Raw genomic sequence first — 13,049 nt, 5'->3', positions numbered from 1 at the left:
GGTGACCCGGGCGACGGCAGCACGATCTGCTGGCGGGACGCGATCGCGTCCTGGCCGCGTGAGGTGTTCAGGGACCGGCCGACCGTGCCCACCGCGGCGGAGGCCGCCGCGGCCGACGCGGCAGCGAGGACGAATCCCCGCCGGTCCCAGCCCGCGGGGACGGAGGGACCGTCTTCCGTTCCCGTGGCGGAGTCGGCTGCCGACGCCTGCGGCCGCCTCACCGCGGTCAGGCGCCCCACCAGCGCGTACAGGAGCAGCGCTCCCGCCAGGGCGCCCACGACGGAGGGCAGCGCGTCGGCGAGGCCGGTGGAGTCCGGCCGGGTGACGGCGGCTGCCGCCCCGATGGCTCCGAAGAGAAGGACCCCGGCGGCTCCGACCCGCCGGTACCGCACCGCCAGCACACCCGACGCCAGAGCCAGCGCCGTCAGCACGGCGAGGATGCCGAGTTGCAGGACGAGTTTGTCGTCGGTGCCGAAGTGGCGGATCGCCCAGTCCTTGACCGCGGCGGGCGTCGCGTCGATGGACGCCCCGCCCACCGCGATGACCGGACTGGACTGCGGACGTACCGCTGCCGCGACCAGTTCGGCCACCGCCAGTGCGGCGAAGCCGGCCAGCACCCCGCTCAGCGCACCCAGCGCCACACGGAGCCATCCCGGTCGTCCTCGCGGATCCTTCTCTTCGTCCCTCACGCCGGGAATCCGGTTCTGCCCGCGCGGCGGATTGGTCGCAGACCTGATCAGGTGAAAACAGGATCCCAAACCAATCCGCCCTCGCTTCCCCTACGGATTACCCAGTTGGGCGCACCCGAGCGGCAACTCAGCCATGCCAGGCCGGCCCGCTGCGGTGGGGTTGGCCGCTCTGCATGCCCGTGTGCCAGCCGGTGTCGACGCAGGCGTTACCGAAGGAGGGGTTCAGCAAGCCGATCACGTTGACGGTGTTGCCGCAGGCGTTGACCGGGATGTCGATCGGGATCTGTACTACGTTGCCCGACAGCACGCCCGGCGAGCCGACCGCAGCGCCCTGCGCGCCGCTGTCCGCCGACGCAGCCACCGCTCCGGCGAGCACCACCGCTCCCGCGGCAGCTGCCAGCCCCGCACCCCGCAGCACCGAGACCCCAGATTCGTCATGTTCACGCGCCTTGCTCATCGTCGCGGCGGCCATCGCCGCCGGCCAGCCGCGAGCCGCGGCCGGCACCGGTAATGCGCCGTCACGGCGCACCCGGACTGCCCACGACGGCCTAGATCACCCGATCGCGCTACACGACGGACACCGGCGAAGCCCTTCCGTCTGCACCGCCAATCAGCAACAAGCCAGCCCGGCCGAGCGTCAGCCGTCCGCAGTCACCCGGGGGCGGGCGCCCGTGCGAAGGCGAACAGCCGCGCAGCACGGCGGCCACCGATGCGTTCGCGCTTATCGCATAGCGGCAAGCGGGCACATGACACACCCGGGTCCCGAAGCTCCCGGCACCAAGCCTTTCTGCCGGCGGCTGCGGATTCTTTGCGAGATAGGTCACCGGACAGTGGCTCCTGGGAGGAAGGCATCGTGTCGACCGTGCAAGATCACGACAACGGATCAGTCACATCGGCACTGTGGCTGCGGCACCGCCCGCAGCAGCCCCGTGCTGCGATCATCACCCTGCACGGAGGACGAGCGGAGGGCTATCAGACATCACAGCCCTGGCATCTGGCGGCCCTGAGAATGCGCCCCATACTGCGCGCAGCCGCATCCGCCATGCCCCTCGACGACACTGTTCTGGCACAAGTGCGCTATCGCCACCGCGGTTGGAACCACAACGATCCCCTGCACGACACCTACCGCGCCCTCAGCGAACTCCAGCAGATCGCCGGGCCGGTGCCGACCATCCTCATCGGACACTCCATGGGAGGCAGAGCAGCACTGCGGGCCGCCTCGCACCCCCAGGTACATGGTGTCCTGGCACTCGCACCATGGCTGCCGCCAGGCGAACCCGCCAGGCAGCTGAGCGAAAAACGCGCTGTCGTCGTGCACGGCGAACGCGACCGGGTCACCAGCCCCCGAGCCTCCGCCGACTACATCAGGCGTGCCCGGGCGGCCGGGGCCCGTGCCGGCTTCATCGTCATCCGCGACGGGGACCACGCCATGCTCCGCCGCTCCGCCCTGTGGCACCGCACCGTCACCGCCGTCGTCACCGACCTCCTGCGCCCACAGCCGCCAGCTTCGGGCCTGTTCGCCGCCAGCTGCGCAGTGACCGACCCCCTCGTGCTGTAACGGCTCACCGACGTCCCCGGGAGCCTGCTCAGACACGGACATTCGCCGGGAGGAGCGAGTACAAGCCTGCTGTCGACAGAAGGGGGCTGCCAAGATGTCGGGCCGACCACGTCATTGCCACCGACGCCAACCACCCGAGTGCCGACGACCGCAGATGGTCACCAACCGCACCTTCACCGGTCGTCCGCTCACAGGGGCGGGCATGGCGAGATCGACGTGAATTCCCATGCTCGGCCCTGGTGCCGAGGTGCCTCGACTGTCGGTTGCTGACTTGTGCTGCGCGGCATACATCGCGGAGAGCAGGGCCCTCGGCGCGCGTGTCGAGGGCCCTGTCCAATGGTCAGCGCGGACTGGTCAGTTGCGCGTCCAGCCGCCGGGGCCGATCCACACGGTCTGCCCGCCGCGCGTAGGGACCACGTCGTAGCGGGCCACCGCCTGGTAGTAGCCGCCGTTGGACCGCTTGCAGAACAGGTTGGCGATGATGGTGTTGCGCTGGCCGAGGGCCACCTTGCCGTACACGAGGTCGTCACCCGTGTCCCAGTTGGTGCTCCAGTAGTCGGTGTAGGCCTGGATTCCGGTCACCGTGGCGTTCGGGCAGTTCCCGAGCCACTTGGGGAAGGCGATGTACACCCACCCGTAGCTCGCTGCCTGTGCCGTGCCCTGGGCTGCGGCGACACCGCTGACAGCCAGCCCGAGCGCCGACAGCGCGACGGACAGCTTCTTGAGTCTCATTTTGAGCATGTTTCCCACCCCTATTTCGCTGTTCTCGTACGCCCCTGCCGGCCCTCTATGAGATGCGGTCACGACAAGGGGAGTCCGATCATCTGCTCATGCGGTATTGACGCAACGCATCCAGGGCAATTCCAACCAAAAAACAACAGTCAGTTCTATTTTTATTCGCATGAGCTGCTTTCATTCGAACTAGCGTGCACGGATCGCCGCCTACAAACTGTCCTCGGCAGCCGGCGCGGGGTGCTGCGGTGCACCAACGTCAAGCTCCACGCGGTCGCTGAAGCAGTACGGAGGTTCGGAGCCCATCTGTCGTGAAACGCCGTCAGTAGTCACCAGCGGATCTGACTGGATTGGCGCCGCCTCGAATTCCCAGAGTGCATGCGTTCACCGGACGCGCCAACTCCTTGTCAATAACGTTCACCGACAGTGACGACCCGCACGGTCGCGCCTCTGCGGCCTCTGCAGTGCTGGAGCGGCGGTGTACGAGTTCCAGCTTCGGATCATGCTGGTCGATCGGAGGCATAGCGGGCGAGCGTAGTTTCTACCGCTTGCTCGACGGCGTAGTCGATGTCGGAGGCTGTGGGGTTCCAGTCGGTCAGCAGCATGCGGGGCCACAGGACGTAGTTGGCGATCATCCCGAGGAACTGGTTGGCGGCGCTCTCGGCGTCCGGAACGTCGGCGTTGCCGGCCTCGTGCTCCGACTCCAGGTAGTGCCGGACAGAGGTGAAGTAGGGCAGCTTGCCGAGCTGGAACTGCATCCGTCCCAGTTCAGGGAAGCGAGGCAGCTCGGCAATGACGATGCGGAACAGGGCTGTCATGCCGGGCTGGCCGATGAGGTCGGCGTAGCGGTGGCCGATGGAGGTCAGGCCGGAACGCAGATCTCCGGCCTGAGGTCGCGCTACGGCATCGGTGATGTCGCGCTGCCATGACTCGGTGATGATGGCCTCGAAGAGGGCTGCCTTGGTGGGGAACTGCTTGAACAAGGTGGATTTCGAGACTGCCGCCTCTTCGGCAATACGCGCGAGAGACGTGCCGTCGTAACCGTGGTTCAGGAAGAGTTCTGTGGCCGCGGAGATGATCGCGTCACGCTTTTGCTGGGCGAGACGGCGGTGGTGTGCGGAGAGCTCTGCTGCCATGTGTGCAGTATGCCCCAGCCCCGAGGCGAGTCACTTGACTCGCCTCTTCAGGGCTGCATACGCTGCGACTGGAAGGCGAGTCAAGTGACTCGCATCTGGCGGCGGTGCCCGATGTCTCTCCGGTGCCGTGTGACGAGGGAGTAGCGGATGGCAGCCGACAAGATCGCTTTGGTGACCGGTGCGAATCGAGGTTTGGGCCGGAGTACGGCTCTGGCGCTGGCGGCGCGCGGGGTGCGGGTCGTGGTCACTCATCGCGGCGATGTGGCCGGGGCCGAGGCGACGCAGCAGCAGGTGCACGCTGCGGGTGGGACAGCCGCTGTCTTGCGTCTCGACGTCAGCGACGTCTCCTCTTTCGGAGCGTTCACTTCCGAGCTGAGCGGACTGCTTGAGCGCTGGGGGGCTTCGCGGCTCGATCTCGCGGTCAACAACGCGGGGGTGGGTGTCTTCGGCCCACTGGAAGCTGTCACGACCGACGACTTCGACACGGTGTTCGGCACGAACGTGCGGGGCACGTTCTTCCTCGTCCAGTCGCTTGTGCCGCTGCTGGCGGAAGGTGCCCACGTCATCAACGTCTCGTCGTCGTTGACTCGCCACACCAGCCCCGCGACCTCGGTCTACTCCGCCTCGAAGGCCGCCGTCGAGGCCCTGAGCCGTACTCTGGCCGCAGAACTCGGCCCCCGAGGTATCCGGGTCAACAGTATCGCCCCGGGGCCGACCGCCACCGATTTCAACGGTGGTGCCATGCGGGATGACCCGGGCATGCGCCAGGGTCTGGCCGAGCAGACCGCGCTTGGCCGCGTCGGCGAACCCGAAGAGATCGGCGACGCCATCGCCACGCTGGCGTCCGACGGTTTGCGCTGGATGACCGCGCAGCGCATCGAGGTCTCCGGCGGTGCCCTCCTGTGACCGACCGGGCGAGTCTGTTTCGGGTCACGGGCAACGGCGCGCCCGGTTCATTCCGCGCCAGTCTCGTCTTCATCCAGCTCCGACGCGGTCGGAGTCCTGTGCCGTTACCGTGGTCTCAGGCGGAGCCGGGTTCGACGGGGCAACCGTCAGAGCCGTAGGAGCGCTGGTAGCGGCCAACGCCACACTTACGGCGAACACATTCGCGATGACCCTTGATTGCAGAAAGCAGTTTCACCTTCGTATACGCAGCTGGCTCTCAGCCGGGCAGCCTTGTGTGGAACATGGGGCAGCAGGCGCGTGCCAGCCAATGGCTCTTGCTCTCCCGCCTCCTAGCCGGGGAGCCTCGATGCCGCCCCTGTCGGCCTGAGCACATTGGCTGGATGGTGGCCGGCCGGATCCTGTACGACAGCGACGTACGCCGCTAGCGGTTTGGCCGGTGTGCCGAGACCACTTCTCCTGACCCGCTACTCGCAACGCACGAGGTCTCCAGGGGCAGGCCGGTCCACCAAGCCCGGATACCGAGTCCGCGCTGCCCGCCGGATCCCACCAGGCGCGGCAGGGCATCCCCACCCGCCACATCAAGGGCCGCGGCTGGCGACGCTGGTAGACGGTCCGCCGTTCCCCGGCCGCGGGCGGCTGACAGGACGGGGTGGCCTGGTCGGCTGGCTGGTCCAGTTGCTGCTGGCGTCGCCCGGTGGCTCAACGGCCCAGTACGAACCGGCCGCTACTCTGCCCGCCGCGTAGGGAAAGGCCGGAGAAGGCAACCAGTAACCTCCGGCCGGCCGTGCACATGCTGCGCCACACCGGCTACGGCGACCATGCATGCCCGCGCTCTCTCGGGGCAACCAGATTGTTAGCGGCTCGGCTCCCCCTCCGAGCGTACCGGCCCCGCCACCCATCCCCCCGGGTCGCGGGGCCGCTGCCTTCTGGCCGCATGCCCCGCGGGGGTTGCCGTGTCGGGCACTTGCCCGGCGCCGCCGTTCTCATGGCGCAGCAGACTCGCAGCTCCCCGCGGACCACCTGATGGCTGGGAGCTGCGGGTCTGCTGAGCGACGACAATGTGGGCGGCCTCGTGTTGTGGAGAGTGGGACAGCCTGACTGTCACACGGAGGTGATCTCCAGGGTGACTAGACCGTAGATGCTGGAGACGGTTCCCAGCCCGGCTGTGCAGAGAAGCACGTCGTCCGCGGGACCGGTCTGGGTGATCACCACGGTGTCCCCTGTGAACAGGCCCGAGGTGACGGTTCCGGTCTGGGTCACCACCAGGGCCGCGCCCGCGATGGTGGTGGTGACGTTCACGGACAGGGTGCTGGTCTGTCCCGTGTTCCACGTAATGGTGAATGTGCCCGAACTGCTGGACAGCAGGTCCAGGCAGCTACGGGGGCGGGCGGGATTGGTGCGGGTGTACGTGCCCGAGGTCAGGGCGGGCTGTGACAGCGAGACGCATGGGCCGAACTGGAACGAGACCGTCGATGACGAAGGTTGGGGCGTGTTGGTCAGTGGCGGACTGTAGGTGGAGGTCGCGCTGCTGGGCGGTGTGCACGTCACATCCAGCACACCGGCGGCACTGGCGGGCGAGGCGAGCAACACCGCACCGCTCAGAACACAGGCCGCCATCAAGAGTGTGGCCAGCCGATAGCCGAACCGGGTCAGTGTTTTCAAGGGTTTTGGCACGTGCCTTCCCTTCCATCCTCACTTCTCATGGCGCATGTCCCGAACGTCGCCTGAACGGGGTCGCAATCGGCCCGAACCGTGCGATCGCCGGCGCTTGTCGGTGGCCCCCCACACTGCGCTCATCCCAACCTGCGCATCAGGGCGCGCGCCTAAGGCATGGGAGCAATCACGGACCCCGGAGCACCAGCGCGCGCCCCGGGGCGTACTACGAGCCCTCCCGATGCTTCGGCCTCCGTGCCGGGTCGTGGGTCGCTATAGAAGCTGCAGCGGTCGCAATTGACGCGGCGCCCGGCTGTCGGGTGAGGCTCCGACTCGGCGGTGCGATAGGGGAGTCGGCCGGCGTTGCTCATGCCGCATGATGCCACCGCCGGCCTGCCCCGCATCGCGACCGGCAGCATCTGCTCCAACACGGCCCACTGCTCGTCAGAAAGATCCCCTCGCCCCACACCGCGATCATCACGGCACGGGGCGAGCAGCGACGCCCACTTCTAAGACAGGCGCTAGCTCGCGTGCGAGCGTCGTCCCGACAAGCAGCAGCGCGGCCAACGTCGCCGCTAAGTGCTGGTTCTGGCCGCGGTCCTGGTGCCGCATCAAGCCTCCCCGTGATCACATCGGCGCCGATCGTAAGGACAGCTACGCATCTCCGCGGAGCCCGGCCGGTCCCTCAATCACGGCCGCTGCCGCAGGCCCATCCAAGCGCAACCGGGCCGGGAACACCGTGAGCCCCGGAATCGGGGAGGCCGGGGCTCACACGCGTATCCGTGGGGGTTCGAATCTTTACGCGTGCCCTGCCCAACGCTCCCTGGGCGCAGGGGTTACGCCCCAGCGGAATCGGTCCCGGGCTCACCGAATAGCGGCACCTGTGCGGTGTCGATGTCCGTGCGGATGCGGTGCGGACGGGCAGGGTGGCGGAACCGTCCCGCCGCGCCCCGGCGGGTCAGCGAACTGGTCACCAACGTCCGCAAGTACGCTCCGGGCCCGGCGCTGATGGATCTGCGGATCGTCGGCGATCAGGTCGAGATCGCGGTGTGGGACTCGGCGCCGGTGGCCCGGGCCGCAGACGCCGGCCGCCTCGGGCAGCACGGACTGGAGATCGTCATGATGGTGGCTCAGGGCTTCGAGGTGCAGATGGAGCCGGTCGGCAAACGCATCACCGTCCACATCGCCCTGCTCGACGACCCTGGCGGCGCCGTCACAGGACGCAGACCTCTGTAGCACTCCTTAACCCGGGACACCGAAAGTGATGTCCGATAGTTGGCGCACGCGGTGACCTGCTGGGGCAGCGCCTCGACCGCCTGCTGCCGGGCGGCACCGGCCGGTCTTGGCGCCGCTCGGCCTCGCGGCGCTCTTCCACGGCTATCCAGCTGTCGTTCCGCTGCAGGGCCGCCGTCGCCTGTTGAACCACCACGCGCCGGCCGAAGTGGAGCATCTGTAGCCGCGACGCTTCATGTCCGTGTGTTCGATCCACGTGCCGCGCCTTGCCGCCACCGAGGTCCCGTGGGCTGCGGACTGCCTCAGGAAGGGAGGTGCGTGTCGGTTTCCGCGTGTGAGGCGGCTCGGTAGCGGGAGGGCGGGATGCCGTAGCGGCGTTGGAATGCCTGGCGGAGCGTTTCGCTGGAGCCGAATCCGCACCGTGCTGCGACGCCGGGCAGGGGGAGTGAGGTGGTGGTGAGCAGGTGGGCGGCTGCTGTCAGCCGGCTCTGGCGGACGAAGCGGCCCGGTGTCTGGCCGAGGTGGTCCAGGAACAGGCGGGTCAGGTGCCGTGCGCTGACTCCTGCGAGGGCCGCCAGCGCGGCTGTGGTGAGGTCCCCGTCGGGATGGGTGTGGATGTGATCGACGAGGCGTCGGACGACGTCGTGATCGGGTGGGGGAGCGGCGGTGAACAGGCTCATCTGGGCCTGGTTGCCGGGGCGTTGGAGGTAGGTGACCAGGTGGCGCGACAGGCGGCGGGCGAGGGGCAGGCCGTGGTCTTCCTGGACCAGGGAGAGCATCAGATCGAGGGCACTGGTGATGCCTGCCGACGTTGCCATGTGCCCGTCCCGTATGTAGATGGGGTCGGGGTCGATCGTGACGTTCGGGTAGCGCTCGGCGATCTGGGCGGCGAACGCCCAGTGGGTGGTGGCCCGCATACCGTCTAGGAGTCCTGCGGCGGCGAGGACGCTCGCGCCGGTGCATACCGAGGTGACGCGTCGGCTGACGCGGGCGAGCCGCCGTACGTGAGCGACGATGAGGGAATTGTCGGCCGCGCGTTCGTGGCTGAGGCCGCCGGACACGACGAGAGTGTCCACGGGGCCGGCGAAGTGCTCGAGTGCCTGTCCGCTGTGCAGGACGATGCCCGGACCGCAGGTGATCGGGTGTCCGCCGGGCGCCAGAAGGGTCACCTCGTAGGGTACGGCCAGCTCGCCGACAAGGTTGGCCAGGGCGAACGTGGTCGTCACGCAGGCGATGTCGAGGAGCTCCGCGCCGTCGTAGCAGACGACGGCAACCGATCGTGCTTCCACAGAGGCGAAGCATAGGCCAACGGACTGGTATCCCACAGTTTCGGACCTGTTTCGCGGAAGGCTAGAGCAGGGCACCGCCCGACGATCACTGTGCTCCTTGCAGGGAGTGGGAGCGCCGTGTGCACGACGGAGTGCCCGGCCGCCTTCGAGCTCGCGATGGTGCGGACCCGGGGCTCAGCTGCGACCTCCATGTACGTGAGGTCATGGTGCCCGCTCGATGGCCAGGGCCGCCCTCACCCAAGCCTTTGCCTTCTGCATCCGCCGCCCCGACGGGAGAACGAACGATGACTCTGCACACCGACCTGGCTCAGATCGAGGCAGCCAACGCGAGCGGCAAGCCGCCGGTGGTCTTCATCCACGGACTGTGGCTGCTGCCCACCAGCTGGCAGCGCTGGGGCGAGGTGTTCGCCGCCGCCGGCTACGCCCCCGTCGTACCCGGCTGGCCGGACGACCCCGACACCGTCGAGGAGGCCAACGCCCACCCGGAGGTCTTCGCCCGCAAGAGTGTCGGCCAGGTCGCCGACCATTTCTGCGACTTGATCGGCAAGCTGGAGCGCAAGCCGGCCGTCGTCGGCCACTCCTTCGGCGGGCTGATCACCCAGATCACCGCTGGACGCGGCCTGTCGGCAGCCTCCGTCGCCATCGACCCGGCCCCCTTCCGCGGCGTGCTCCCCCTGCCCGTCTCCGCGCTGCGCGTTGCGAGCACGGTCCTGGGCAACCCGGCCAACTACCACCGTGCCGTCCCGCTCACCTACGAGCAGTTCCGCTACGGCTTCGCCAACGCCGTCCCCGAGGACGAGGCGCACGAGCTCTACGACACCTTCGCCGTCCCGGCGTCCGGCGAGCCGCTCTTCCAGGCCGCGGTCGCCAACCTCAACCCCTGGACCGAGGTGAAGGTCGACACCCACAACCCCGACCGCGGCCCGCTGTTGATCATCTCCGGGGAGAAGGACCGCACCGTGCCGTGGTCCATCGCCAACGCCTCCTACAAGCAGCAGAAGGACAACCCGAACATCACCGAGATCACCGAGATCGAGAACCGCGGCCACTCGCTGACCATCGACAGCGGATGGCGCCAAGTCTGCGACACTGCGCTCGACTTCATCCGGCGCTTCCACTGAACGCATGTCCCGCACGGTGAGCGCTGACAGCGGACCCTGAGAAGCCGGCTGAGCAGCGCACACTGCGGACGGGCCCGTGCTGCTGTGACCCACGTCGGATTATGCAAAGTCGGCGTTGTGCGGCGCCACAGCGGCCCGGCCGCGGGGACGGTCGGCGGCCCCGCGCGCCCAGTATGAGCACCGCTCTGTTGCGCAGGGCGTTAGAGCAGGAGGGGATCGGCCGCTGCGTAGCTGACCGTGGTCACGTCGGAGGATGGCGCGTCTTGGTGCAGGAGGCCAGTGACCGCAGTTGCAACAGTGCGGTGCCAGAGACCGGAGCGGCGGAGCATGGCATGGTCCCCATTGCGGATAAGGATCATGTCAGCACGGGCCCCGGCCGTTCAGGCCCGCCGAGCGTAGTCCGCGGAGGCGCGGGGGCAGGTCACCCGATCGCGTTCGCCGTGGACCACGACGACGCGTTTCCTGCTCAGCTGTCCGGCGGGTTCCCCTGGCGGAAGCCACGGCGCCAGAGCCAGGACGCCGCGCACCTGCGGGTGAGAAGCCGCCCGCAGCGCCGCCCTGCCTCCTAATGGCCGATGAGAATGGTCGGTTGAGCGCGCGGTAGGCGTAGTGCAAAGGATCGTCGTGATTCCAGCCACGCTGGCGGTGGCGCACGTGAGCCAGAACGATGTCATCGAGTGGCATGGCGGATCCCGTCGCACGCAGGACGGGGTGCATTCTCAGTGCCGTCAAGCGCCAGGGCTCGAGGTCTCGTAGCTGTCCATTCGTCCTCCGTGCAGGATCATGACCGCCGCACGCGGCTGCTGCGGGCAGTGCCGCAGTCACAGCGAGGTAGGCGGCGAAGGTGAGCGTGTCCGCAGCGCCAGCATGTTCACCCGGTGCGGCACTGTCCTCGCGGACTGCCACCCTGCTGTCTCGCTGAGGTGATCCACGAAGATGAGCAGTGGTGCTACGTGTGGCGACTGCCTCGCTGTTGATCGGTGATACGTCCAGCGGGCCGGGACCGAGGACAGCACCGTCATCCGCACCCGGCTGGCTGATCCACGCACACGGCTGGTGACGCTGACAATGACCGCCGACGGCTACGGGGTCCCCGACGACGCCGGGCCCGCCCCCGACTCGGTGTTCGCCGTGATCGTTGACGCCCTCGACCGTGACGCCGCGCCAGAACGCCGGCAGGACGCGGTCGACGCCGCCGACCACAAAGCGCGAGCCGACGTGACCGCTCATCGGCCCAGGTCACGCAGTCATGGGGCCCTTGGCTGGTGCTGCGTCTTCCCGGCGCAGACAAAGACACACCGCTCACCACCGGCCCATCGCCCCATGTGCGTGACCTTTCTGGGGTGGCCCGGTCGCCGTCGTGATGGCCGAGGGGTTAACTGGGCCCGTCTTGTAGTTTCGGGCCCGTCACAGCCCTGGGGCGCTCTGGCGATCGGGGGCGAAGCGTGTGGCGGCTGTGGAAAGGGCAGCGGCCGTGAGGCCGAAGGCGAGTGTGGTGAGCACGAAGCCGGTGCCGGCCAGGGGCCAGAGGGCCAGGACCGTGGTGCCGAGGGCTACGCCTGCGTGGTCGAGGGTGCTGTTGAACGACACGATGCCCGCGCGGTGGCGCGGTTCGATGTTGCCGAGGTAGGTCTGCTGGGTGGTGTAGAACGCTCCGCCCGCCAGGAACCAGACGAACAGGGCGGTCACGCTCACCATGAGGTGGTGGGTGAGGAGAGCGGTGGCGCAGGCGCAGAGGAAGAGCAGCGCGAAGCCTGCGGACAGCCAGTTCTCGTTACGCCCCCGACTCCGTACGGCGTCGGTCAGACGGCCGCTGATCAACGATCCGGTCAGGGTTCCGGCTCCTACGAGAATTCCCAGCATGCCGAGCCGGCCCGTGCTGAAGCCGTAGCGGTGGGCGAAGAGAGCGCCGGTGTAGGTGTAGGCGCCCAGTCGGCCCGCTTGGAGCAGTCCCGTGGATAGCAGGGGCCAAGCGATCCGGGGGTCTCGCCAGATGGTGAAGCTAGTGAGGAAGGAGCCCGCACGCACGGGTTTCGGACCGCGGAGCCTCCAGGCGATCAACGGCAGCAGCGGCAACAGGATGGCGGCGATGAGGGCGAAGGCCCAACGCCAGTGCAGGACCTGCGCGAGGGTGCTGCCTGCGGGCACGCCGAGGACTTGGCCCAGCGCGTAACAGGCGACGCCGCCGGAAACGGCGCGTCCACGCTGGTGCGCTGCGCTGGTCTCCGACAGGTAGGCCCACATGGCGGGTGCTGCGGCGGCTCCGCCCAGTCCTGTGACGGCCCGGGCAGCCAGCAGCGAGGGAAGCGTATCGGCAAGGGCGCACAGCAGGTTGCCGGCCATGAACAGCGTGCCGCCGGCCGTGATGAACGTCCGGCGCGGCACCCGGTCCGAAACGCCCCCGAGGAGCGGTGCTGTCACGGCGTAGGCAAGGACGTAGGCGGTCACGAGCTGGGCAGTGGCGCTCGTGCTGGAGTGCAGGTCTGCCGCGATGCGCGGCAGCAGAGGGGAGATGAGGAAGGTCTCCGCTCCCATGAGGAAAAGGAAGGCGTACACCAGCAAGTAGCGGGCCCAGGGCGTTACGTCCCCGGCGGGCGAGGAGGTCCGTGTCAGGCTGTCGCGCGTCGGCGCGGTGCTGGAGCAGGGATCGGAGGACCTGGCCATGGGATTCCTTCGGGCTGACGTGTGGAGGGCGCTGGATCTGCAGGTACCGGTGCGGCCTCGTGGCGCGG

General features: G+C 68.4%; 9 protein-coding genes and 2 pseudogenes. 4 read left to right on the top strand and 7 right to left on the bottom strand.

Annotation, left to right across the window (positions count from 1 at the left end; all coding sequences use genetic code 11):
- Both E4U92_RS26810 and E4U92_RS26805 read right to left on the bottom strand, forming a co-directional pair.
- A pseudogene (locus tag E4U92_RS26810) lies at window positions 1-641 on the bottom strand (molybdopterin-binding oxidoreductase); the annotation flags it as partial.
- Between the two features lie 175 nt (window positions 642-816).
- On the bottom strand, window positions 817-1,161 hold the full coding sequence (locus E4U92_RS26805) for a chaplin (RefSeq protein WP_241681783.1): 345 nt from the start codon (window positions 1,159-1,161) through the stop codon (window positions 817-819).
- A 381-nt stretch (window positions 1,162-1,542) separates the two neighbouring features.
- Here E4U92_RS26805 and E4U92_RS26800 point away from each other — a divergent pair, with 381 nt between their 5' ends.
- On the top strand, window positions 1,543-2,247 hold the full coding sequence (locus tag E4U92_RS26800; protein WP_229863557.1) for an alpha/beta fold hydrolase: 705 nt from the start codon (window positions 1,543-1,545) through the stop codon (window positions 2,245-2,247).
- 354 nt (window positions 2,248-2,601) lie between these two features.
- Here the strand turns inward: E4U92_RS26800 and E4U92_RS26795 are convergent, their stop codons facing one another.
- Together E4U92_RS26795 and E4U92_RS26790 are read right to left on the bottom strand one after the other, a co-directional pair.
- Entirely contained in the window at window positions 2,602-2,979 is a 378-nt protein-coding gene (locus E4U92_RS26795; protein ID WP_137303027.1) for a hypothetical protein, read from the bottom strand.
- Window positions 2,980-3,479: 500 nt separating this feature from the next.
- Window positions 3,480-4,115, bottom strand: a complete 636-nt coding sequence (locus tag E4U92_RS26790) for a TetR/AcrR family transcriptional regulator (protein ID WP_137303026.1) — start codon at window positions 4,113-4,115, stop codon at window positions 3,480-3,482.
- Window positions 4,116-4,262: 147 nt separating this feature from the next.
- On the opposite strand from E4U92_RS26790, the gene E4U92_RS26785 reads away from it, so the two are divergent.
- Entirely contained in the window at window positions 4,263-5,021 is a 759-nt protein-coding gene (locus E4U92_RS26785) for an SDR family NAD(P)-dependent oxidoreductase (protein WP_137303025.1), read from the top strand.
- Window positions 5,022-6,122: 1,101 nt separating this feature from the next.
- On the opposite strand, the gene E4U92_RS26780 is transcribed toward E4U92_RS26785, so the two are convergent.
- Window positions 6,123-6,695, bottom strand: coding sequence for a hypothetical protein (locus tag E4U92_RS26780; protein WP_137303024.1), 573 nt, complete (start codon window positions 6,693-6,695; stop codon window positions 6,123-6,125).
- A gap of 936 nt (window positions 6,696-7,631) precedes the next feature.
- Between E4U92_RS26780 and E4U92_RS26765 the strand changes: the two are divergent.
- Window positions 7,632-7,910: pseudogene (locus E4U92_RS26765) on the top strand (ATP-binding protein); the annotation flags it as partial.
- A gap of 299 nt (window positions 7,911-8,209) precedes the next feature.
- Here the strand turns inward: E4U92_RS26765 and E4U92_RS26755 are convergent.
- Window positions 8,210-9,196 (bottom strand): GlxA family transcriptional regulator, encoded by a 987-nt coding sequence (locus E4U92_RS26755; RefSeq protein ID WP_137303020.1) that lies wholly within the window; start codon window positions 9,194-9,196, stop codon window positions 8,210-8,212.
- A 284-nt stretch (window positions 9,197-9,480) separates the two neighbouring features.
- On the opposite strand from E4U92_RS26755, the gene E4U92_RS26750 reads away from it, so the two are divergent.
- Window positions 9,481-10,317, top strand: a complete 837-nt coding sequence (locus E4U92_RS26750; protein WP_137303019.1) for an alpha/beta hydrolase — start codon at window positions 9,481-9,483, stop codon at window positions 10,315-10,317.
- 1,407 nt (window positions 10,318-11,724) lie between these two features.
- Here E4U92_RS26750 and E4U92_RS26740 read toward each other — a convergent pair.
- Window positions 11,725-12,981, bottom strand: a complete 1,257-nt coding sequence (locus E4U92_RS26740) for an MFS transporter (RefSeq protein ID WP_137303018.1) — start codon at window positions 12,979-12,981, stop codon at window positions 11,725-11,727.
- Window positions 12,982-13,049: the final 68 nt, after the last annotated feature.

This window comes from Streptomyces galbus, from assembly GCF_005280195.1.
In the GTDB taxonomy this organism is placed as follows: domain Bacteria; phylum Actinomycetota; class Actinomycetes; order Streptomycetales; family Streptomycetaceae; genus Streptomyces; species Streptomyces galbus.
Note: the sequence above shows the minus strand (reverse complement) of the source record. Positions and strands in the feature narration are given on the sequence as shown.